Here is a 22,243-nt window from a genome sequence, read left to right as displayed (position 1 = left end):
CGTCAGCCCTGTGCCGGCGGCTGGAACAGCAGGGCGCGCATCTCGTCGTCGAGCAGGCCGCCGACTTCGATGCGCTGGATCATGCCGCGGGCGTCGCGTTGCAGCGGGCCCAGGTAACCGGGCTGGCTGGCTTCCAGGCCGCTGGCCTTGAAGGCCTCGGCCGGCAGGCGCAGGGTATCGGTGGCCTGCTCCAGTATCAGCCCGAGCACCGGGGAGCGCTCACCCAGCTGCGGATCGAAGCGCACCAGCACTACGCGCGTGCTGCTGCGGGGCTGGGCGGGGCGGCCCAGCACCCGGCGACTGAGGTCGATCACCGGGGTGACCCGGCCGCGATGCTCGAACACCCCGGCCACCCAGGCCGGCGCCTCGGGCACCTGCTTCAGGCGCCGCAGCGGCAGCACTTCGACCACCTCCTGCGCCGGGAGGGCATAGCGGTCGTCGCCGAGCTGGAACTGCAGGTGCAGTTCGCCGGCCTGGGCCTTGCTGGAAACCGGCATGTTCAGACCTTGAAGCGACTGACGCCAACACGCAGGTTGTTGGCCACCTGGTTGAGCTCGTCGATGGCGGCACCGGCCTGGCGCAGCGAGTCGACGGTCTGGCTGCTGGCCTCGCTGAGCTGCACCAGCGCCTGGTTGATCTGCTCGGCCCCGGTGGACTGCGCCTGCATGCCTTCGTTGACCATCTGGATGCGTGGTGCCAGGGCCTGGACCTGCTGGATGATCTGGCTGAGCTGATCACCCATCTGGGTCATCTCGCCGATGCCACGGCGTACTTCCTCGGAGAACTTGTCCATGCCCATGACCCCGGCCGAGACGGCGGACTGGATCTCGCGCACCATCTGCTCAATGTCATAGGTGGCCACTGCCGTCTGGTCCGCCAGGCGGCGCACCTCGATGGCCACCACGGCGAAGCCCTTGCCGTACTCGCCGGCCTTCTCCGCTTCGATGGCGGCATTCAGCGAGAGCAGGTTGGTCTGGTCGGCCACCTTGACGATGGTGGTGACCACCTGGGTGATGTTGCCGGCCTTCTCGTTGAGGATCGACAGCTTGCCGTTGACCACGTCGGCCGCGCCCATCACCTGGTGCATGATTTCCTCCATGCGCGCCAGGCCCAGCTGGCCGGTGCCGGCGAGGATCGAGGTCTGCTCCGCGTTGTCGGACACCTCGCCCATGGTCCGCACCAGGTCGCGCGAGGTGGCGGCGATCTCGCGTGAGGTGGCGCCGATCTCGGTGGTGGTGGCGGCGGTCTCGGTGGCGGTTGCCTGCTGCTGACGCGAGGTGGCGGCGATCTCGGTGACCGAGGTGGTCATCTGCACCGCCGAGCGCTGGGCGCTGCCGACCAGGGTCTTCAGCTCGCCCACCATGCTGTTGAAACCCAGCTCGATGGCGTTGAACTCGTCGCGTCGATGCAGCTCCAGCTTCATCGACAGGTCGCCGCTTTCCAGCGCCTTCAGGCCGTTGACGATCAGGTCGACCGGGCGGGTGATGGCGCGCACCAGCAACCAGCCACAGACTGCCGAGGCGATGATCGCCAGCAGCACGGCCAGCAGCAGGTCGATCTTCAGGCCGAGCACTTCATCGCGGATCGAGCGCGCGGCGTGGTCAGACTGCACGCGATTGTTCTCGACCAGCTCGTCGAGCACCTGCTGCGCCTGGTCCCAGGCCGGGAATACGTTCTGGATGCTGAACTGGCTGGCCTCCTGTGGCGTGGCCTGTTGCAGCATTTCCCGCAACTGCACATGCTGGCGCAGGTACTGCTGGGCCTGCTGCTCGAAGCGTTCGATGAGGGCGCGGTCGCTGGCCATGCGCACCGTCTGCTGGTACTGCTTGAGCAGCTCCACCAGGCTGCTTTCGATTCTGGCGAACTCCTCCTGGTGGGCGGTCATTACCGTCGAATTCGAGCGTGTCACCAGGTCGACCAGGGTGCGGCGGGTTTCCAGCATGTGCCGCGCCCACTCGTTCTGCGTCTTGTTGATGTAGTAGGCACCCGGAACGGAGTCATCGAGCATGCTCTGCGTGCCTTTCTCGATCTGCGCCAGGCGCATATACGAGACGCCTGCCAGCAGGGCCAGAATGGCGATGATCAGCAGGAAGCTGCCAATGATTCGATTGCGTACGGTCAGGTTCATCATGTCCATTGGGCCTGGCGGGTCAGGTGTGGTGATCGATTAGAGCATATCGGCGCATGGCCGGTTTGTCCGAGGGAAGCGAATTCGCACTGTCGGCCAGGAGCGAAAGGCAATGAGCATACGCGTGCTGGCGGGTTTTCGGCTCGCATGAGCTGCTGAATTATAAGTGCCTGATTTTCAGGAGTCTGGTCCGGGCGTTGCTTCTGCCACGGGTTGAGGATAAAGCCAGCGTTGCGAGTTCTTTGTCGTCACGTCACCGGGGATCTCTTTTTTGCCCATGGCGCCTTGAGGGCCGCGTTCGACGGACGGGGCCAGAAGGGGCTGTCGAGATTGTGGATCGGCCTCGGGTTTCGCTCGGGTGGGCGGGGAATCTACTTCAGGACGATGATCTTTGAGACCAGCTCGGCGCTGTTCTTTGCCGCCAGTTTCTTCATCAGCCGACCCCGATGCACCTCGACAGTCCGGTGCGAGATATCGAGCCTGCGCCCGATCTCTTTGCAGGTGAGGCCGTTGACGATATGAGCCGCTATTTCACGCTCTCTCGGTGTCAGGTTGACGGTTGGACGAACGACCTGGTCGATGCGCTCGAAGTGCCAGACCATCAGGTGGAAAGGATCCTCCGGCGTCAATGTGTAGCCTCTGGCGCGTGCCCAGAAAACCTCGCCACTGCGGTGCTGCATGAAGCGCTCATCCGAATAGGCACCGTTCTCGGCGTGCCGCAGCCAGTTCAGGCTGCGAGCTCCGATGGCCTGATAGTCCGCTCTCGATGGGTAAAGCTTCAGCAGAAGCTCACCTATCATTTCCTCGCGCCTGTACCCGAACAGGGCTGCAAAGGCATCGTTGAGTTCAAGAATGTAGCGATCCCCGGTAATCATCTGAGGTGCGGGCGAAACCTGAAATGCCAGACGCTCAAGGTCCTGCAGTTGTCGAGGCGTCGGGGTCGTCATGGCCTTTCACCGTGCAGATGAACTGATCCAGGAAGTATTTCCTCGCAGGCTACCAATCCCTATACGTAGTTGCACGAATGGCAGCGGCTGATGGCGCTGCGGCAAGCTGGGCGATAACGGGTGGACAGGAGACAGGTGCGATTGCCGTGCCCTGATGACCTGTCGAAAAGAAAGTGCTGCCAAGCGCTGTCGTTGAAAACCCATCAATAAGAAGTGAGGTATGCGACATGAGGTTCGAGAACAAGGCGGCCTTTGTCACTGGCGGCGGATCGGGAATTGGCGAAGCCGCGGTGGTTGCACTTGCGGCTCGAGGTGCTCGCGTTGTCGTAGCCGACGTGAATATCGAAAACGCTACTCGAGTGGCCAGGTCGATTCAGGACCAAGGTGGTAGTGCGATGGCGGTGCCGGTCGATGTGTCGGATGCGAGCTCCGTCGATTCGGCCTTCAACGCTGCCGAACACTGGTACGGCAGTACGACCCATCTGTTGCTGAACAGCGCCGGCATCCTGGGTATTCATGCATTCATCGACTATCCGGTCGATCTTTTCAACAAGGTAATGGCGGTGAACGTGACCGGCACCTTCCTGTGTGCCCAGCGCGCAGGACGAAGCATGGTCAAGGCCGGATATGGTCGTATCGTCAACGTGGCATCGGTCAGCGCAGTGCGCGCCGGCATTGGCCGCACGGCTTACGGTACATCCAAGGCCGCGATGGTCGGACTGACCAAGCAGCTCTCGATGGAGCTCGGGCCGCATGGCATCACGGCTAATGCAATTGCCCCTGGCCCCGTTGTAACGCCGATGACCGAGGCGAGTTACACGGCGGAGACCGTCGAGGCGTACACGTCAATGATTCCGGCCCGCCGTCTTGGCGCACTGGATGATATGACGGCGACAATTCTGTTTCTTCTCTCTGATGGCGCTGCATACATCAACGGTGCGTACTTGCCTGTCGATGGAGGGTACCTCGCCAGCGGTGTCGGCAAGACGGGGACGTTGAAGTAGGTGCGCCGCCAGGACAGGTTCGGGACGAGCTGCGTTGAATGCCTTGGCAGTACTTCCTTGGACGTACGGGGCTGTCGGGGCGGCTTGATCTGCGCCGAAGCAAGCATGCAGGACCTGGAATGAGTGAGTCATCAACCTGGCCTGAAGGCTGGGGAGAGGGTGGACTCGATCTCGCATGATTGATCATTGAGAAAGTAAGGAAGGTTATGGCACAGACCCAATTGGACGTGGCGCTGGAGCTACCGGCGTCCGTTGACGAACTTGCTGGAAAACTGACCTACGTGACTCCAGAGCATGCTGCGATGGTTGCCGGACGCCGTGCATTCTTCAAGTACCGCGATCTGGGACTGACCGATGCCACTGGAGGTTTTGCAAGGGCCCAGGTCACTTGCGCTACCGATGTGATGGAGCAGACAGGGTGGCACTACCACATCTGCGACGTGCACTTTGTCTATGCCCTGCGCGGCTGGATCGAACTTCAATTTGAGGATGGGCGCACGATCCGGGTGGAGACGGGCGAGTCGCTGTACATCCCGCCAGGCCTCAAGCACAACGAAACCGCCATCTCGCCTGACCTGGAACTGTTCGAAATGTCGGTGCCGGCAAAGATGGAGACGGTTGCCTGCGAGCGGCCAGCCCACTTGCCAGCAGATTTCTAGTCCTCTGCGCAGCCTCCAGAATCAGGGCCGTTTCAGTCGCAGTGCATCAGGCCCTGGTAAACAGGCTACGTCGCCGGGGCTGTAGTCCTGATCGAACAGCCGCGCGGGTGAGCGCTCGCTCCAGCCCGGGGTAAAGGCGCTGCGTTGCCTGCTCAACAGACACCTCACCAGGGGGCAGCGGCCCGGTCGGATTGTTCCAGGCAATAAAAAAGCCGGCTTGTGGCCGGTGTATTATTGTTGTATCTCATTGATTTTATAAGATTTTATATTTATAAATTACTTTGACCCACACTTTGACCCACACTCTGGTGGGTCGCTGCCCTGGGGCGATGATTTCAGATGGCTCTTGGGCTCATCTCTCTATGCTTGAATACGGCGGCGTCGATGGCCTCTTGGATTACACGCAGGTGTTCCTCTGCAAGAGGCGTTGCAGCGGCTTCTTCCTCGGGGGATAGCGCAGGGAGTGTTTCCTTTAGGTAGGCCTCCCACTGCGCAAGCTGTTTTATGCAATGGCGCAGCTGCTTCCAGGTTTCATCAATGCGGATCTTGGCTAACTCTTGTTCAAGCTTGCGTGCGTTGCGTATGGCTTTCATTGCCTGAGATTCGTGCCTGGCTTCCTCTTTGTTAATGGAAACCTGTTTAGAGGCTACCTCGATCAGGCTTTCAATCACGCCTGTTTCAGTAATTTTGTGTCTTTTTGCCAAGGTCTTGAGCTTTGCCTTGGTTGCTTTGGGGAGGGTGAAGGAGCACGTCTGCCGGCCACCCTCTGTCGCTCGATAGCGCCGTTGCCGGATGGCATTTCTCAGTCGCTGAATGAGCTTTACGCCTTCGGCCTCTTTTTCTAGGGCATGGATCGATCTGACAAGCGAGCTGAAAATCGTCGCGGCCATCAGGCTGAGCTTGTCCTTGAGTCGATCAGGGCAGTGTTTGGACAGATAGTTCGCGGCCCACTGCCACTCTTCATGATCATCCTCATTGAGCCAGCTCGGCTTGCCTTCAGTCCTCGCCATCCACCTCTCTCCTCTTACTGAGCTCCACCACCATGCCGTGGGCGCTCGCTATGCCAAGCCTGTTAACAGAAAAGATAACTGATGTGTTAGCTGATGTGAATTATGAGGTGTTAACTGATTTGTTAATTAGCATGTTAAATGCATCGTTAACGGTCTTGTTAACTGAATTAACTGTTCTGATAAAATAGGGTATAAAATCTCAATTTCTATTTTTGGATTAAGATTTTTACGGCCATGATAGCTCTATCAGATATAGAAGCAGATGCAGAGGCACGGTTTTTTTTGCAGGCTTTTGTTTGTCGGAATGACGTCAGTCTGGACGTGCCTTACAAAATCAAGCCTGTAGCGAAGCAACTCTGTCTGACGGAAAGGTTTGTCTGGGATGCTTCGCAAGAGCTGGTCAGGGCTGGGCTTCTGAAGAAGTGCAAGCAGGACGGCAGGGTTGGGCGTCCTGATGTCAGCTACGTAGCCTCAGAAAACTTGCTTAGAGTGCTCGTCAAGGCAGACCCAGAATTCACTCATCGCGAGCTGATGCTTCGTCTTTTTCTTGAACCGGAGATTCACGCAGTTAGGGACGGTGAAACGACGGCATCGACAGGGCATGAGGAAAAGCCACCCCGTACTGCGACACGCAAAGACGGTCGGCCTGCAGCTCCTGGTGCCAAGGGGCGGTTGGGGGCTGCTACCCGGGTTTTATTAGCGGCCCTTCTCAGTGAGGCTGACGAGTGCGGTGTAGTGGCCGGGCTTGGAGGGCCTAGGCTCAGGGCTATGACTGGTCTCGACACCTTATCGATCAAGCATCAATTGAAGCGTCTTTTGAGCTTGGGGTTCGTTAGGAGCTATATGCCGGGGTTGTCGCATGGGGTCTTCGTTGGCTCAAAGGTAACGAGCATCTACTACCTAAACCTGGATCACCCGCAGCTTCGTTTGAGACAGAGGGAACGGGGGGTAGTGGTATACGTAACGCATGGGCCGGGCAGATACGACATACTCGGCGCGGCAATGCCGACGACAGAGGCGCTAAATGCGCTGAAGCCAAAGCAAGGACAAAAGCCTTATGTGCTGGATCTGCTCTATCACAAGCTGGCAAGCCATACGTCGTATCTGCTGACGGCTATTTGGTCAGATCCAGAATGCGACCTGGGTGATGCGAAAGCGGAAATTTCCAAAAGGATTGCTGAAGAGCTGGGCGGTCCGTTGACCGTTAATTCTGATCGGACTGCGTACGCTGGTTGGGGAGGCTTGAGGGAAAGTTTCCAGGCCGAGGCTTGCCGGTGGGCGGAAAGCATCCACAAGGGGTTGCGCCGTATGAAAGTCTGGCCAGGATACAAGCCCCACCTGGTTCGGCTCATTCCAGCTCCGGTGAGAAAGGATGGCCTCAGCATTGTGTCGCTGGTTGTTCATCCCGCACCGAGAGATAACAACATATGCCTTTGGGTATGGGACGTACGCGGTGGGAGGGTTGACTCGTATGTCCGTGAGGATGCGCTGGACTCGGCCCTTCGCTATGACGTAAGGCTTTTGACCAGGGCCCCCTAGGCGAGCAACAGGCAGGTCATTTTATACGGCCCTCGCAGATCCTCTGGGACATACAGAGGAGCCCTGCTGATGCGAATTTTCCGCTTACAAGACGTGATCACTGCTACTGGCCTGTCTAGGTCGACCCTGTACAAGTACATCTCGGAAGGCACCTTCCCGAAACCGGTATCGTTGGGCGACCGATGCGTCGGCTGGGTCGATAGCGAGGTGCACGACTGGATCCTGGCCAGGATTGAGGAGCGTGACCAGGCTGAGGGTGCTGCTACGCGCCCGATTGGCCACCTGAGTATGGCCGGCTAGAACCGCTCCTGCGCCATGATCAGCTTCGGCTGGTCATGGCGCTTATGCCGTCGTTCAGTCACTGGCTGTGCGGCCTCGCATGGCAAGTCGTGGCGGTGTCGCTCCCGCCGCCCCGACAGCCTCTTCGATATCTGGCTCAGGCCTCTTCAGCTTGATTTATTTCCGAAATCCGAACTCGGCAAAAATTGCCGCTATGGCGGGACGATTGAGGTGGCTTTGCCCGAGCAGCTCGGCGAAGGAAATTGCGGTGCGGGTATTATGCTTTTACTAGCTATTACCCCCCGAAGGGTTCACGCCTAACCGAGTAGCAACCTTCACTGACCTACACAGGGAGTCGGACACTGATCCACCATCTGAGAGGCCAACACTACAGCGTGTCCAGAGAGACCAACCAACGGATCAGGCGAGCAAGGTAGCGGTTAAAAAGTACACAGTAGACAAAAGGTTATGAAACTCCACCAACGAGAGGTCATAACCATGCTCAACGATACCGACACCATCCAACGCTACCCGCTTCGTCATCCAGCCAATACCAATCTGCATCTTCACTACGACGACACCTTTGAGGGCTTCCGCTTGATGCGTGACAAGGGGCCTTTCATTCGTGAGCACCTGTCCGATCTCAAGCGCACCATAGACCTGGCATTAGCTGAGTATCCGAGGGTCTTAGCCTTCAGAGTTGACCTCCACTTGCCTCAAGGCGTCCTGCTACCTGACTACGCCTATACGAACCAGGTCATCAGCCGATTCTTCGAATCGTTTACGAAGAAGATCCAGTACCACCAGGAACGAGTGGCTGATCGTGGCTATTCGCGTGGCTGCAAAGTACGGTACGTCTGGTCGAGAGAAATAGGTCAGGCAGGCCGGCAGCATTATCACCTGCTGATCCTGTTGAACCGCGATGCCTATTACACCCTGGGGCTGCTGCGCTCAGAGAGGGTCAACATGATCAGCCGGATAGAAGAGTCATGGGCCAGTGCACTGCGGTTGTCGAAGCATGAGGTCGACGGGCTGGTACATATCCCCGACAATCCAACGTATCGGATAGATCGGCATCCCCGTATGCGGAAGGTTGCATGGTCAGAACACAAGGTTCTTGTTGATGAGCTACCGGATCTGTTCCACCGGGCCAGCTACCTGTGTAAGAAAGCGACCAAGTCCTACGGGGATCGTCAGCGAGGATTCGGTACCAGTCGAGGGTAGTGGCTAGTTCGCCTTTGCGACCATTAACTCAGACCAGCGAGTGGTGTAGGCGGGGGATAGCAGTTTTCTTCGCATAGCCCACTCGACTGGCTTGGCGATGCGTCCTGGCTGCAGCGTTCCACGTCCTCAGCAGTTTTTGATAGCTTCCATGGGGCACAGGATCATTTTCACATGCCAATGCTCGTTCCTTTATCATCCATGCACTTTGCATGGATGGTGGGCCTAAAGGCCCCCTGTGCCGCCTTGGCAGCAGTGATCGGAACAGCCCTATATGAACGCCGTAGAAATCGAACAAGCCATCACCGACCTGGCCAGCCAGCCGTTAGACCGGGTCGAGTTCCCTTATGCCTTCCTGCAGGCTTTCGGTAACAAGGAAACCACCCTCAAGCGCCTGCGTTCGGGTGCAACCAATAAGTCCGATCTGGGCGGCGTACTGCAGACCAGCAATATCCATTTGGCTGTGTGTGAGCCAGGCAAGGTCACCGAAACCCTGGCGGCACTGAAGGCCAGCCCCGCGACGGCCCGTGCCAAGGCTAAATATGTGCTCGCTACCGATGGCGAGACGCTGGAAGCTGAGGAGCTGGAAAGCGGCGAGACGGTCGCCTGCGACTACCCGCAGTTTCCTCTTGTGTCAGCTCACCGCTCGTTACCTATCTGGATGGCGAATGCAATCTGCGCTCAGTCGAGTTGCACCTGCACCCACCCTGTCAAGTTGGGCTAGCGGTTAGCTGTAGCCTACTTACCGCCAGACCGGCATTATCTGGGATGGGGCAATTCGATGTGAAAGCCCGTGAGGCTAGCCGCTGAGGTGCACCAGATGCGGCCTTTGTGAGCCTCAATGATGGATCGGGTGATTGCAAGCCCGAGCCCGGCGTTGCTCGGGCTGCCCTCCCGCCGAGCGGGGTCAACCCGGTAAAAACGGTCGAAGAGCTTCTCTAGATGCTCTGAGCTGATTGTGTCCCCTGGGTTCTCGATACTGAAGGTAGTGGAGTCCTCTGTCTCGCGGATCAGAACCGAAATTGTCTGTCCCGCCGGCGTGTAGCGCAGCGCATTGGACAGCAAGTTGGATAGCGCGCGATCAAGCATCAGCCGATCTCCCAGCACTTGGCCTTTGCCTGTGAGCGATAGCTCAATGCCGCGCTCTTCGGCCAGAAGGTGGTAGTAGTCAAACAGCTTGAAGACTACGTCAGCCAGTTCGATCCTGGCCTGCTCGGGGATGATCAGGCCATTATCAGCCTTGGCCAAGAACAGCATGTCATCAATCATCCGAGACATGCGCTTCAAGTCCTCCAGGTTGGAGTACAGATTCTCCTCATAGGCATTGATATCGCGTTTTTTACTCAGCACGACCTCGGTGTGGGTCATCAGATTGCTGACTGGAGTTCGTAGCTCGTGGGCAATGTCGGCCGAAAAATTGGAGAGCCTAACGAAGGCATCCTCTAGCCGAGCCAACATCGCATTGAAGGAGAGAACCAGTTGCTGAAGTTCCCGCGGCACTGGTTCGAGAGGGATTCGCTCCTGTAACGAGCGAGCGGACATCCCGGAGGCCACATGAGTGACTTGCCGCAGAGGCCTAAGGCCGCTGCGAGCAACCACCCAGCCGAGTGCGGCACTGAACAGGGCGCTGATGACCAATCCAATCCAAAACCATCGTTGCAGCGTGTCGAAAAAGTGTGTGTGATTGGTGACGTCAAGAATCAGCAACGCAGTGAGCGGCTCAGCCTGATCGGCTACCGAGATTTGCTCCGTCATGCCACGGTACATGTGTTGGCCGTTCTGCCACTCCCACATGCTCTGCTCATTTGCACGTCTGAAACGCTCAGGTACTTCGACTGCTCTGGGGTCGGAAAACAGTACAGAACCGTCACTGGCCAGGATAGTGGCGGCCAGATCCTGATGGGCTCCCAGCAAAGCTCGCAACTGCGGTAATTCTTCCGAAAGGCTCGCTTCACCGCGAGCATTGTTGAGGATATGTTTGGCGGATTCGAGTTTCTCCACCAGGGCCTGCCGATCCAGCATCTTGAAGTGGTGCTGGCTGAGCATATTGAAACTCAGCCCTGCTACCGTCAGGACTGCAATTACCGCGGACATGAACATCAGGCTCATGCGTGCGGTCAGCGAAAGGTGCTTCATATTCACTCCGGAGCATCCATCATGTATCCCATGCCGCGGGCGGTATGAATCAGCTTGAGATCGAAATCGTCATCGATTTTTGCGCGTAGCCGGCGTACCGCAACCTCAATGACATTGGTGTCGCTGTCGAAATTCATGTCCCAAACCTGAGAGGCAATCAGCGACTTCGGGAGCACCTCGCCGCGCCGGCGCAGTAGCAGTTCCAGCAGTGAAAACTCCTTCGCGGTCAGGTCAATTCTTTTCCCGCCACGGATCGCACGCCGCTTCATCAGATCGACTTCCAGATCGGCAATTTTCATGGTGGTCTGCGTCGGCGAACCATTACCTCTGCGCAACAGCGTTCTGACCCTGGCCAGAAGCTCTGAGAAAGCAAATGGCTTGATCAGGTAGTCGTCCGCACCCAGCTCCAACCCTTTTACGCGGTCTTCCACACCATCGCGTGCCGTCAAGAACAGTACGGGGACGTCTTTTCCTGCTGCGCGCAACATGCGCAGCACTTCCCAACCGTCCAGCCCAGGCATCATTACATCCAGAATTAGCAGGTCATAGGCTTCGCTAAGTGCATGCTGAAGGGCATCTGTACCGGTCATAACCCGGTCGACATTGAACCCAGCCTCGGTGAGACCTTGCTGGAGGTACGTACCGGTTTTGGGTTCGTCTTCAGCTACCAGTAGTTTCATGTGTGCAGACTCCAAAAGTCGGGTGGCCTGAGTTTGCAGGCAAACCGCGGCCCCAACCAGAAGCTTACGAAAATGTAATTCTGACTTCAGCTCACTGACAGGGTGGCTTGTCTAGGGTGCAAGCATGAGTACTAGGTTGTGCTCTCGGCCCTCGACAGACCAAAAGCAGAGGTGCCGGCCATAGTTTGCACTGATGGAGACTGCCCATGAAATCGCTGAAACCTTTGCTTCTGGTTGGTTCGCTACTGCTGTCTTCCATGGCTTGGGCCGAAGGGGGCAGCGACCGTGTATTCGAGCGCATCCAGCAGATGCGCGACAAAGCAGAAGCCGTGCTGATCCAGGCGGAGAAGGCCCCGGTCGGCGAGCGGCATGTGCACATGAAGGAGCATATGAACATGCTCGAAGACATCATGAGCCAGCTGCACAACGAACATCCCGCGCCAAACATGTCTGCCGAAGAGCATCTGGCCTGGATGGAAAAGCATGACAAGCTGGTAGACGACGTGCTGGCTCAAATGATCCGCGAGCACAAGCTAATGATGGCCGACAAAGAGTGCCATCGATAAGGATTTTCCCATCTTCCAGGCCTTCCGTGATTGCTCCTTTGGCCTAGCGGCGCCTTTATGGCGCCGTGCTTTTTCCCAGCTGACGCAATTGTAGTTTTGGGGTCAGCGGCCTGGCAGCAAGCGGGGAATAGCATGAGATTTCCAGCACCCATCTCGAGGTCTCACCATGAAACGCTTACCCCTTAAACTGCTGATCAGCACTCTGTTCATCAGCACCACCTTTCCGGCATTTGCCGAGGTCGGCGGCAGTAGCAATGGCATTGGGCAGCAGGCCCAGGCGACGCCAGCGACTCGTACCATCTTGGTAAAGATGGACGACATCAACTACAGCCAGAAAACGATCGATGTGAAGCCAGGTGAAACCGTGCGCTTCGTTCTGAAGAACGAGGGCGCGTTGATGCACGAGTTCAACATCGGGCAGGCAGCGTCCCAGCTGGAGCACCAGCGCAAGATGGCGTCCTTGTTCAAGGACGGCACACTGACCCCGACCGGCATGGCCGAGCGCATTGTCTGGCATGAGCGTTATGGCATGGGAGACTCCAACCCTCCAGGCTATCCGGAAGTCATCAAAGCCAAGCATGACGACCCGAACGCGGTTCTCGTCGAGCCCGGCACAACCAAAGAGTTCGTGTGGACCTTCCCTAAGGCGGGCAGTTTGAGCTTCGCCTGTACATTGCCTGGGCATTACCAGGCGGGGATGGTCGGTGAGTTTGCTCTGCGTTAGTCCGGCATCGGTGCTACCCGTTGGCCGCGAGCTGGGTAGCACCGATCTGACGAACCTTACTGCGATGTAGTTTTCACGTCAGCGTACCGCCAGCTGCACCTCATTAGCATCGGGACTCATCCCTCCTCAACACCTCAGAGGCACACCATGAAACTCAGACCCGCTTTCATAATCACCACCCTTGGCTTGCTGCTCAGTGCTGCCAATGCGCTGGCCAGCCCGGGCCACAAGAAAGACAGTATTGGGCAACCGGGAGACGGTCAGGCAGTAGATCGCACCATCGAAGTCCGGATGGGGGACATCTTCTTCGAACCCAAAGCAATGGAGATCAAAGCAGGCGAGACAGTTCGCTTCGTCCTGAAAAATGACGGTGCACTGCTACACGAATTCAATCTTGGCAAAGCGGCATCCCATGCCGCGCACCAGAAAGAGATGGCCGCGATGTTTCAGAACGGCACGCTGTCCCCTACAGGTGCACATGACATGAGCAATATGGGCCATGCCATGGGCGGCATGAAGATGGTCGGTATGGAACACGATGACCCCAACAGTGTTCTTGTCGAACCTGGAGCACGCGAAGAGTTGATCTGGACCTTCTCCGCCGCCACCGAACTGGAGTTCGCCTGCAATATTCCAGGACATTATCAGTCGGGAATGGTCGGTAAGGTGACCGTACGCTGACGTTTATTGATACTCGCCAACTCCGTCCAGTCTGAGACACCTATAGTGATCCGGCCGCCATTGAAACGAGGCTATTGTCATGGACCATACCCATCACACCAGTACCACTGAGCCGCCTTTTTGGAAGAGCAAGATTGGCATTGCGCTGATCATGCTGGCCGTAATCGGCATCTTCTATGTAGCGCGTGAGCATTACGGTCATCTTTCGCAGGCCCTGCCGTACCTCATCCTGCTGCTATGCCCGCTGATGCATCTGTTTGGCCACAATCACGGCGGGCACTCCCACTCCAGCAGCACCGCTGTTTCCAAGGACGAAGAAAGGACATAGATCGCATGCAAAAGACCTCCTGCCATCATGACCAGGATCATTCACATAACTCGCACGCCCACTCCGAGAGCCAGCGCGACCCGGTGTGTGGCATGGAGGTCAAACCTGATGGCCCTTATCGCGGGAGCTTTGAAGGGAAGGCCTATCATTTCTGCAGTGCGAAGTGCCTAGAGAAATTCCAAGCAGATCCTCATCAGTACATGAGCCATCAGTCTCATGGGGAGCATCACCAGCACGCGACTCCAGCACCCACATCGACACCTGTAGGTGCTGAATACACCTGCCCGATGCATCCAGAAATCCGTCAACCGGCTCCCGGAAACTGCCCGATCTGCGGGATGACGCTGGAACCTGTCATCCCGGAGCTGGAAGAGGAGGAAAATCCAGAGCTGAAGGACTTCTCGCTGCGGTTCTGGTGGACCCTACCGTTGACCGTCATCGTGACCGTATTGGCGATGGCCGGCCATTCCTTGCAACTGTTTCATGGCACGACCCAGAACTGGGTCGAGCTGGCTCTGGCGACGCCCGTGACGCTATGGGGTGGCTGGGTATTCTTCACCCGCGGCATTGACTCCATCCGCCACCGCAGCCCCAACATGTGGACCCTGATCGGTTTGGGAACGGCCGCTGCCTACCTCTACAGCGTGGCCGCTACCTTGGTTCCGCAGTGGTTTCCGGCGGCTTTTGCCCAGGACGGACGTATCGGCGTCTATTTTGAAGCAGCCGCGGTGATTATCTCACTCACGCTGTTGGGCCAAATGCTCGAACTCAAGGCCCGCTCGCAGACTTCGGCAGCCATCAAGTCACTGCTGAGGCTGGCACCAAAGACTGCGCGTCGCATCAAGCCCGATGGCCAGGAAGAAGATATTCCGCTGACACATGTCCATCAGGGCGACCACCTACGTGTCCGGCCGGGAGAGAAAGTCCCGGTGGACGGTACGGTTCTAGAGGGGGAGAGCGCCGTCGACGAGTCGATGCTTACCGGAGAACCGTTACCCGTGACCAAGCGGGTAGGGGATGCCCTTATCGGTGCCACCCTGAACACCCACGGCAGCCTGGTGATGGAGGCGCAGAAGGTCGGTGCCGAGACCATGCTGTCGCAGATCGTTCAGATGGTGGCCAGAGCCCAACGTTCCAAGGCCCCCATGCAGCGTATGGCTGATGCGGTGGCAGGGTATTTCGTGGTCGGGGTGATCCTGATCGCGATTCTGACCTTCTTCGGCTGGGGGCTATTAGGGCCGGAATCAGGCTGGGTATTTGGCCTGATCAATGCGGTGGCGGTGCTGATCATTGCGTGTCCCTGCGCTCTGGGTCTGGCAACCCCGATGTCCGTCATGGTTGCGACTGGCAAGGCCGCTAGCAGCGGTGTGTTGTTCCGCGATGCCAGCGCCATCGAAAATCTATGCAAGATCGACACGCTCATCGTCGACAAGACTGGAACCCTGACTGAGGGGCGTCCCGTATTTCATAGTGCGGAAGGGACAGGCGGTTACGACTCCAATGAAGTGCTGCGCCTGGCTGCTAGTCTCGACCAGGGTAGTGAGCACCCGCTGGCTCATGCCATCGTCGATCATGCGCGCGGTCAGGGCATTGCACTGGTCAAACCGGACACTTTCGAATCTGGCTCGGGTATTGGTGTGCGCGGCCAGGTCGATGACCATCAGCTGCAGCTCGGCAACACCGCACTGATGGACGAGGCGGGCGTCGATATTACCCCGCTGCGCAATCGCGCCGAGCAACTGCGTCTGGAAGGCATCAGCATCATCTATTTGGCCGTTGATGGTCGCCTGGCGGGACTCCTGGCCGTTTCCGATCCGATCAAGCCTACTTCTCAACAGGCTGTCTCCAAGCTTCAAAGCGAAGACGTAAAGGTCATCATGGCCACTGGTGATGGCCTCACCACAGCAAGAGCCGTGGCGAAGCAGCTCGGAATCGAGGAAGTGCATGGTGAGGTCAAACCGCAGGATAAGGAGAAACTGGTCGCCGATTTGCAGGGCTATGGCCGTCGTGTCGCCATGGCGGGTGACGGCATCAACGATGCGCCCGCCCTGGCCAGGTCTGACGTAGGTATCGCCATGGGCACCGGTACCGATGTGGCGATGAACAGCGCCCAAGTGACGCTGGTCAAGGGAGATCTGATGGGCATCCTGCGAGCGCGCACCCTGTCAGTGGCAACCGTGAAAAACATGAGGCAGAACCTCGCCTTTGCGTTCCTCTACAACGCGATGGGAATCCCGCTAGCAGCGGGGCTGCTGTACCCGCTGACGGGGCATCTTCTGTCGCCCTTGATTGCTGCGCTGGCGATGAGTGTCAGCTCGGCGTCGGTGGTCTTCAATGCTCTGAGGTTGAAATCAACGGACATCGGATAGGCTTCCATACCACCGACCAGGTGATTATTCAGAAGCGCATCTGACCGGAAAATGCCGTACGGTAGTTTCCGGTCCGACCTATCTGTCGCAACACATAGTGACGAGGTGACGTTCGATGGACTGTTGCCGCTGCGGGTAGGAGACTGGTCGTCGTTAACCCATGAGGACTCTCCGTGGCCCGCATTCGCAGACTGATTATCAGCAACTTCCGATCTATCCAGGCGCTCGACTGGGTGCCGGCCCCAGGAATTAACTGCCTCATAGGTCCTGGCGATAGTGGAAAGTCCAGCATTCTAGATGCGATTGACCTTTGCGTCGGTGCCCGCCGGGGCGGCACGTTCGGCGACATGGACTTCTTCGCTCTGAACGTCGAAACACCCATCACCATCAGTGTGACGCTTGGCGATTTGCCGGTATCGCTGATGGATATCGATGTTTACGGCGAGTTCTTGCGTGGATTCAATCCAGGAACGGGAGAAGTCGAAGACGAACCGCGAGCGGGGCTGGAGACCGTTATCACCTTGCTCCTGCAAGTTGGTGCCGATTTGGAACCTACCTGGACACTTTTTTCTGAGCGTGCGGAGCAGCAGCAACTCGAACGCACTCTTCCCTGGAAGGAACGAGCGGCACTAGCACCCGCCCGTATCGGCAGCTTTGCGAGTTCGAACTTGTCGTGGAGTCGTGGCTCAGTGCTCAATCGACTTACCGATGAGCGCGCCGAGCTTGGTGCTGAACTGGCGCGCGCCGCTAGGCAAGCAAGAGCGAACTTTGGCAATCAAGCAGCCGAACATCTGACCCAGACGCTTGAGGTCGTGCAACGCACAGCACAGCATCTTGGCGTTTCGGTCGGGGCTATGCCTCAGGCGCTCCTTGACGCACATTCTGTGTCGATTGGCGAGGGGGCGATCGCGCTGCACAGTGAAACAGGTATTCCGCTGCGCTCCCTTGGCACGGGCTCGTCACGCTTGCTAGTGGCAGGGCTTCAAAGGGCTGCGGCCAGCGCCGCGCCAATTGCCCTGGTTGATGAGGTGGAATACGGGCTTGAACCTCATCGGCTCATGCGATTCCTGGACTCGCTGGGTGCAAAGGACGCTGCCGCTCCGTTGCAAGTGTTCATGACGACGCACTCGCCGGTCGCGCTGCGCGAGCTGTCCGGCAGCCAGTTATTCGTTGTTCGGTCAGCACCTCAGCGCCACAGTGTTATGCCAGCTGGGGAAGCCAACGAGGTACAAAGTACCCTTCGGAAGGACCCCGAAGCATTCCTCGCCAAATCCATCATCGTTTGCGAGGGGGCCAGCGAGGTTGGCTTCGCGCGTGGCCTTGACCAATGGTGGGTCAGTCTTGGCGCTACCTCATTCCTGGCCCATGGCGGCGCGTATGTGGACGCCGGCGGGGGAAGCCCCGATAACAGTCTTATCCGGGGAACAGCACTTCTGAACTTGGGTTACCGCGTGATGGTTTTTGTAGATGCCGACAAGCCTTCGACCGCGGGGCTCGCTGAAGCATTCTTGGCCGCCGGCGGGCAAATTCTTACATGGCGACCAGGCCTCACGTTGGAGGACGAGATCTTCCGCCATCTCAGTGAGCAAGCACTCGATGCACTTCTGGCGAAAGCCGAAACAATAGTGGGTGCAGAGCTGATGGACGCACACATTCAGACGAAGTCCCAAGGCCGCGTGACGCTGAACGATATCCGAGCCAAGCGACTCGTGGATGGGTACTCACCTGAGAGACGAGAGCTGCTGGGAACCGCATCCCGTATCCGCAACAGCGGCTGGTTCAAGTCGCTGACAACCTATCAGGAGGTTGCAAGGGACATCGTCGGTCCGTCTTTACAGAACGCCGAACCGGGCTTCATGGCAGTCACGAATCAGCTCTGGACGTTTACAAGTGCCCCCTGAGATTGATCTTTTCGCTATCGAGCGTGGCTCCATAACGGCCCCCGCAGGTTGTGGAAAAACGCAATTGATTGCCGAGACGCTCATCGCGCATACGCAGAGCAAACCCATCCTCGTCTTGACACATACGAACGCCGGCGTTGCGGCCTTACGGGCGCGCCTGAGACGAGCCGGTGTTCCTAACTCCGCATATCGAGTCTCCACCATTGACGGATTCTCGATGCGCCTGATCGCTAAGTTCCCAGCGCGAAGCGGCCATAACCCGCAGATCCTACAGCTGCATCAACCCAATACTGACTATCCGGCAATTCGGGAGGCCGCCATGCAGTTGTTGCAGGCCGGTCACCTCGCTCAGCCCCTTCGCGCCACCTATGCACGGTTGCTTGTCGACGAGTACCAAGACTGCAACGTCGTCCAGCACGCCATCGTGTCTGGTTTGGCCCAGGTGCTTCCGACCTGCGTGCTCGGTGACCCGATGCAAGCCATATTCAGCTTCCGTGGCAATCGACTGGTGCATTGGGCGAATGAGGTGCAACCCCTGTTTCCCGCAGCGGGAGAGTTGAGGATACCGTGGCGCTGGCGGCTGGCTGGAGCTGAGAACCTCGGGCAGTGGCTGCTCGCCATAAGGCAACAACTTCAAGCTGGTCAGCCGGTGGATCTGCGCACGGCTCCAGCAGAAGTGCGTTGGGTGCAGCTAAACGCCGGAACCGAAGTTCAGCAGCGACTGGTGGCCGCGAGAACCGAAGCTCCCAACGCTCAGGGTAGCGTCCTCATCATCGGGGACTCCATCAACGTGCAAGGTCGCCATCAGCTCACGAGCCAGACACCCGGTGCCATGGCCGTAGAAGCCGTCGACCTGAGAGATCTCGTCAACTTCGCCAGGAACTTTGACTTGCAGGGTGCCAATGCTCTGGCACAACTTGTGGAGTTTGCTTCCAGCGTAATGACGGGGGTAGGTGCAGCAAACCTGCGAACGCGCGTGGAGTCGCTGCGTGCAGGAAGGGCCCGAACGCCTCCGACCGCGGCCGAGGCTGCGGCGATCGATTTCGTAGCAGCGCCAACATTGGGGCAAGCGCTCCGTGTGATCGATACGCTCGCTGAGCAGCACGGGGCACGTGTATACCGACCGGAGGTTCTGTACTGCTGCCGGTCTGCAATGCAAGCGGTGGTGGGAGGTGCTGCCGACTTTCTGAGTGCAGCCATTCAAGCGCGAGAGCGCAATAGACACCTTGCCCGACCGATCGCAAGACGCTCTGTAGGCAGCACATTACTTCTCAAGGGGCTGGAGGCGGATGTCTCGGTTGTCCTGCATCCTGAGCTTATGACCCCCCAGAATCTATACGTCGCACTGACGAGGGGCGCAAGGCATGTCGTGGTGTGTTCACCAACCCCCATCCTTACGCCCGTGGTAAACGGCTGATCCTTTTGTAGCGCTTACGGGCTTGACCTTGCCATCGTGTCAAGGTCGATGCTGTCCGTGCGGTAACTTGAGCCGCGGACGAAATGAGGTGAAAGACATGTTTAGTCTGAGTGTTGCGGGGATGGGCTGTGGCAGTTGCGTGAGCAAAATCACGAAGGCCATTCAAGCTCTGGATCAGGATGCACGAGTAGAAGTGGATCGAGCGGCCGGCAAGGTCACCGTTGAGAGCACAGAAAGTGCCGAATCGATCCGCGAACTCATCCAGGAGCTTGGCTATTCGGCCCAGGTCAGCGCTTGAGCGCTGACCTGCTATCCCACTAAATCCCCAGTTCTGAGAGCTCTTTTAGCCCTGGGATACTGGTGACCTCGTTGGTCATACGTTCTGAACCATCTCGGCCGCGAAGCCAGTTTGAGTGATCGCCTGGCTCGCGCATTTCCAGCGTGTCATAGGAGTACCGCTTGCGCTTGAACAGGCTTTTCAATGCAGCGAACTCGTGGCTTTTTTCGTCTTCTATGCCGACGACTTCTCCTGCAAGCCGCTCCCAGTGACCAACGCCGTCGGCCAGCATTGCCTGATAGGTCTCCGGGTCAAGCAAGGCTTGCTGTTTGAAATGAATGATGCGGTGAGTCATAGAAGCGCTCGGAGTGGCCAAAGAGAGAGCGCTAGCCTAAAGGTTCCGGGTCATTCGTGTAATAGCTGGCCGCGCTTTAGCAAACCGTCGTTGACCCACAACTTCAACCAGGTCGCGGCTTGCAAGGGAGCTTGCTCGCCATGCGTGGCGCTCAACGACTCGCAGAGTTCAGCGAACGATCCGCCCTCGATGAGAAACTGCAATGCCGAAGCCTCCGCTGGCTCCAGGCTCCGGTACTGGCAGACGAGTTCATGACGCCAAACAAGACAGGCTAGGTTCGTTGGCAGGCGGGTAACATCAGGCAGCAAGCTGCCGGACTTGGCGGCTTTCCACAACTCCAGCGTGTTGTACTGCAGCTGCAACCACCGGGCAGATGCAGTCAGGGAAACCCTGAGTGAAATCCAGTCTTCAGCCGAAAAATCACTCATGGTCTCCAGCGAAAGCGCTTCGACATCCTGAGCGTCGAAGGCCAGTGTAAAGGCCCATTCCAGTTCCGCGAGTTCGCGCATCGGCGATAGTTGGGGTTCTTCGACGTAGCTGCTAATGAACTCGGGCAGCTTCTCGCCCAGCCAGCGAATGCTGAAATGTCGTGGTGGCCAGGCGGCCAAGTAGGCCAGTGCGAGCTGCTCGAATGATTCGTTGCCGATCCAGTGAAGCAGGGCAGGGAAGTCTTCTCGCAAGACCGCAAGCAGGCGCGAACGGTAAGCGTTGTGGTAGATCTGCAGGCCTTCGAGAGCACTCAGCGCTGTGCTACCTCGGATCTGCTCCAAAAGCTCGTTGGAGGGCAGGGCACTGTCACCTGTCAGGTAAGTTTCAAATGCAGTCTGTAGGGCGATCAGGCTCAAGGGGTGGCCCCCGATATCACAGATTTGGCGATAGCACGGGCATGTGCTAATTCGGACAACAGCTCTTCCAGCGGCGGAAACTGGTCATCCCGCTCGATCAAGGTCGATGTCGGGCCCAAGTAGCTCAAAGTCTTGCTGTAGAGAGACCAAACCGGATCAGCGATGGGCTGGTCATGGGTGTCGATGAGGTACTGCCCGTAATCGCTGTGCCCGGCCAGGTGAATTTGCCGAATCCGCTCGTGCGGCAATTCCATGATGAACTGCCAAGGGTCGAAACCCTGGTTGCGCGAACTGACGTAGACGTTGTTCACGTCGAGAAGCAGCTCGCACCCGGTCAGGTAACTGAGCTCCGAGAGGAACTGAGACTCGCTCATGCTGGATGTTGTCCACTGCACGTAGGAGGAAACGTTCTCCAGCACGATGGGACGTTCCAAAACATCCTGCACCAAGCGCACCCGGGCCGCGACATGCAGCAGGCTCTCCTGGGTAAACGGCAGCGGTAGCAGATCGTGAAGTTGATGGGCGTTGCCTCGACTCCAGCACAGGTGATCAGACACCCACTGAGGCTGCACCCGATCCGCCAGCTGCTTGAGCTGTCGTAGGTAGTCTATGTCCAAGGCATGTGAGCCGCCAATCGAAAGAGATACTCCGTGCATCACCAGGGGGTAGTGCTCGCCGATCGCATCAAGGAAGTAGAGAGCCTTGCCGCCCTCCACCAGGTAATTCTCGGAAATGATCTCGAACCAGTCGACCGCAGGCCGTTCCTCCAGGATCTGCCGGTAATACTCGTTACGAAGGCCAAGACCGAAACCCAGAGTTTTGCGCTTACTCATTCGAGACTCCAGCAGGGGAGTGGCATGCACTCCCCTGAACCGCCTTATTCGCTGGTTTTGCCACCGGCTTCGTCACATTTGGTCTGGGTCATCAACTTGAACCCTTGGCCTTTGCATTCGCCTTGGCCTTTGCAGTCGTTTTTCGCGGTCATGCAGTCGTTCTGCCCTTTGCAACCATTGATCCCGAAGCACTTCACTTCTGCTGCTTTGGTTTCCTGAGCAGCCTGGACGGGCAGGGTGGAGAACAGGCTGGCGGCTACCAGAGCCAGGGTGGCACCGGTAGCTACGTTGGATTTGTTCGACATAGTGGCTATCTCTCTTGATTGTTTGATGGTCGCGATCCG

Annotated in this window: 24 protein-coding genes and 1 pseudogene; 14 read left to right on the top strand and 11 right to left on the bottom strand. The window is 57.9% G+C overall.

Features of this window, described 5'->3' with window-relative positions; genetic code table 11:
- Window positions 1–2 precede the first annotated feature (2 nt).
- The 3 genes from FIV02_RS20775 to FIV02_RS20765 form a co-directional block, all read right to left on the bottom strand.
- Entirely contained in the window at window positions 3–497 is a 495-nt protein-coding gene (locus FIV02_RS20775; RefSeq protein ID WP_152489677.1) for a chemotaxis protein CheW, read from the bottom strand.
- Between the two features lie 2 nt (window positions 498–499).
- The gene (locus FIV02_RS20770; RefSeq protein WP_152489676.1) at window positions 500–2,131 is read right to left on the bottom strand and encodes a methyl-accepting chemotaxis protein; all 1,632 of its coding nucleotides are present in this window, start codon (window positions 2,129–2,131) and stop codon (window positions 500–502) included.
- 368 nt (window positions 2,132–2,499) lie between these two features.
- Entirely contained in the window at window positions 2,500–3,075 is a 576-nt protein-coding gene (locus tag FIV02_RS20765) for a LuxR C-terminal-related transcriptional regulator (RefSeq protein WP_152489675.1), read from the bottom strand.
- 227 nt (window positions 3,076–3,302) lie between these two features.
- Between FIV02_RS20765 and FIV02_RS20760 the strand changes: the two genes are divergently transcribed.
- Together FIV02_RS20760 and FIV02_RS20755 are read left to right on the top strand one after the other, a co-directional pair.
- Entirely contained in the window at window positions 3,303–4,079 is a 777-nt protein-coding gene (locus FIV02_RS20760) for an SDR family NAD(P)-dependent oxidoreductase (protein ID WP_152489674.1), read from the top strand.
- A 206-nt stretch (window positions 4,080–4,285) separates the two neighbouring features.
- Entirely contained in the window at window positions 4,286–4,738 is a 453-nt protein-coding gene (locus tag FIV02_RS20755) for a cupin domain-containing protein (protein WP_152489673.1), read from the top strand.
- Window positions 4,739–5,073: 335 nt separating this feature from the next.
- Here FIV02_RS20755 and FIV02_RS20750 read toward each other — a convergent pair whose 3' ends face one another.
- Window positions 5,074–5,748: a hypothetical protein gene (locus tag FIV02_RS20750; protein WP_034019461.1), complete on the bottom strand. Its 675-nt coding sequence runs from the start codon at window positions 5,746–5,748 to the stop codon at window positions 5,074–5,076.
- 234 nt (window positions 5,749–5,982) lie between these two features.
- Here FIV02_RS20750 and FIV02_RS20745 point away from each other — a divergent pair, with 234 nt between their 5' ends.
- From FIV02_RS20745 to FIV02_RS20735, 3 genes are all read left to right on the top strand, one after another.
- The gene (locus FIV02_RS20745; protein WP_034019463.1) at window positions 5,983–7,287 is read left to right on the top strand and encodes a hypothetical protein; all 1,305 of its coding nucleotides are present in this window, start codon (window positions 5,983–5,985) and stop codon (window positions 7,285–7,287) included.
- A 69-nt stretch (window positions 7,288–7,356) separates the two neighbouring features.
- Window positions 7,357–7,587, top strand: coding sequence for an AlpA family transcriptional regulator (locus FIV02_RS20740; RefSeq protein WP_034019465.1), 231 nt, complete (start codon window positions 7,357–7,359; stop codon window positions 7,585–7,587).
- Window positions 7,588–8,064: 477 nt separating this feature from the next.
- Complete coding sequence (locus FIV02_RS20735; RefSeq protein WP_034019520.1) at window positions 8,065–8,790, top strand: inovirus Gp2 family protein; 726 nt, start codon at window positions 8,065–8,067, stop codon at window positions 8,788–8,790.
- A 3-nt stretch (window positions 8,791–8,793) separates the two neighbouring features.
- On the opposite strand, the gene FIV02_RS25060 is transcribed toward FIV02_RS20735, so the two are convergent.
- Window positions 8,794–8,865, bottom strand: coding sequence for a DUF4113 domain-containing protein (locus FIV02_RS25060; RefSeq protein ID WP_232961653.1), 72 nt, complete (start codon window positions 8,863–8,865; stop codon window positions 8,794–8,796).
- A gap of 196 nt (window positions 8,866–9,061) precedes the next feature.
- Here FIV02_RS25060 and FIV02_RS20725 point away from each other — a divergent pair.
- A pseudogene (locus tag FIV02_RS20725) lies at window positions 9,062–9,415 on the top strand (type IIL restriction-modification enzyme MmeI); the annotation flags it as partial.
- A gap of 131 nt (window positions 9,416–9,546) precedes the next feature.
- Here FIV02_RS20725 and FIV02_RS20720 read toward each other — a convergent pair.
- Both FIV02_RS20720 and FIV02_RS20715 read right to left on the bottom strand, forming a co-directional pair.
- Window positions 9,547–10,923, bottom strand: coding sequence for a heavy metal sensor histidine kinase (locus tag FIV02_RS20720; RefSeq protein ID WP_012018612.1), 1,377 nt, complete (start codon window positions 10,921–10,923; stop codon window positions 9,547–9,549).
- 2 nt (window positions 10,924–10,925) lie between these two features.
- On the bottom strand, window positions 10,926–11,603 hold the full coding sequence (locus FIV02_RS20715) for a heavy metal response regulator transcription factor (protein WP_004374688.1): 678 nt from the start codon (window positions 11,601–11,603) through the stop codon (window positions 10,926–10,928).
- Between the two features lie 206 nt (window positions 11,604–11,809).
- Between FIV02_RS20715 and FIV02_RS20710 the strand changes: the two genes are divergently transcribed.
- From FIV02_RS20710 to FIV02_RS20675, 8 genes are all read left to right on the top strand, one after another.
- Window positions 11,810–12,169, top strand: coding sequence for a co-regulatory protein PtrA N-terminal domain-containing protein (locus FIV02_RS20710; RefSeq protein ID WP_003246763.1), 360 nt, complete (start codon window positions 11,810–11,812; stop codon window positions 12,167–12,169).
- A gap of 166 nt (window positions 12,170–12,335) precedes the next feature.
- On the top strand, window positions 12,336–12,893 hold the full coding sequence (locus FIV02_RS20705) for a plastocyanin/azurin family copper-binding protein (RefSeq protein ID WP_003139550.1): 558 nt from the start codon (window positions 12,336–12,338) through the stop codon (window positions 12,891–12,893).
- Window positions 12,894–13,040: 147 nt separating this feature from the next.
- The gene (locus FIV02_RS20700) at window positions 13,041–13,574 is read left to right on the top strand and encodes a plastocyanin/azurin family copper-binding protein (protein ID WP_003246762.1); all 534 of its coding nucleotides are present in this window, start codon (window positions 13,041–13,043) and stop codon (window positions 13,572–13,574) included.
- A gap of 79 nt (window positions 13,575–13,653) precedes the next feature.
- On the top strand, window positions 13,654–13,902 hold the full coding sequence (locus FIV02_RS20695) for a DUF2933 domain-containing protein (RefSeq protein WP_003246761.1): 249 nt from the start codon (window positions 13,654–13,656) through the stop codon (window positions 13,900–13,902).
- 5 nt (window positions 13,903–13,907) lie between these two features.
- Entirely contained in the window at window positions 13,908–16,271 is a 2,364-nt protein-coding gene (locus FIV02_RS20690) for a heavy metal translocating P-type ATPase (protein ID WP_172979187.1), read from the top strand.
- Window positions 16,272–16,444: 173 nt separating this feature from the next.
- Window positions 16,445–18,172 carry an ATP-dependent endonuclease gene (locus tag FIV02_RS20685; protein ID WP_037051447.1) on the top strand — a complete coding sequence of 576 codons (1,728 nt, stop codon included), beginning with the start codon at window positions 16,445–16,447 and terminating at the stop codon, window positions 18,170–18,172.
- Window positions 18,162–19,589: a UvrD-helicase domain-containing protein gene (locus FIV02_RS20680; protein WP_033725463.1), complete on the top strand. Its 1,428-nt coding sequence runs from the start codon at window positions 18,162–18,164 to the stop codon at window positions 19,587–19,589. Before FIV02_RS20685 ends, FIV02_RS20680 begins: the two co-directional genes overlap by 11 nt.
- 97 nt (window positions 19,590–19,686) lie before the next feature.
- Window positions 19,687–19,887, top strand: a complete 201-nt coding sequence (locus FIV02_RS20675; RefSeq protein WP_003246756.1) for a heavy-metal-associated domain-containing protein — start codon at window positions 19,687–19,689, stop codon at window positions 19,885–19,887.
- Between the two features lie 19 nt (window positions 19,888–19,906).
- On the opposite strand, the gene FIV02_RS20670 is transcribed toward FIV02_RS20675, so the two are convergent.
- Genes FIV02_RS20670 through FIV02_RS20655 form a run of 4 tightly spaced genes read right to left on the bottom strand, consistent with a single transcriptional unit; the run spans window position 19,907 to window position 22,204 of the window.
- Window positions 19,907–20,221, bottom strand: a complete 315-nt coding sequence (locus FIV02_RS20670) for a hypothetical protein (RefSeq protein ID WP_152489672.1) — start codon at window positions 20,219–20,221, stop codon at window positions 19,907–19,909.
- Window positions 20,222–20,271: 50 nt separating this feature from the next.
- Window positions 20,272–21,066 (bottom strand): DNA-binding domain-containing protein, encoded by a 795-nt coding sequence (locus FIV02_RS20665; protein WP_003246754.1) that lies wholly within the window; start codon window positions 21,064–21,066, stop codon window positions 20,272–20,274.
- A complete protein-coding gene (locus tag FIV02_RS20660; RefSeq protein WP_004374664.1) occupies window positions 21,063–21,899 on the bottom strand; it encodes a DUF692 domain-containing protein in 837 nt (278 codons plus the stop codon). Before FIV02_RS20660 ends, FIV02_RS20665 begins: the two co-directional genes overlap by 4 nt.
- A 44-nt stretch (window positions 21,900–21,943) precedes the next feature.
- Window positions 21,944–22,204, bottom strand: coding sequence for a hypothetical protein (locus tag FIV02_RS20655; protein WP_152489671.1), 261 nt, complete (start codon window positions 22,202–22,204; stop codon window positions 21,944–21,946).
- Window positions 22,205–22,243 lie beyond the last annotated feature (39 nt).

The sequence above is a fragment of the Pseudomonas sp. THAF187a genome (assembly GCF_009363395.1).
Taxonomy (GTDB): domain Bacteria; phylum Pseudomonadota; class Gammaproteobacteria; order Pseudomonadales; family Pseudomonadaceae; genus Aquipseudomonas; species Aquipseudomonas khazarica.
This window is presented reverse-complemented; position numbering and strand designations above follow the sequence as displayed.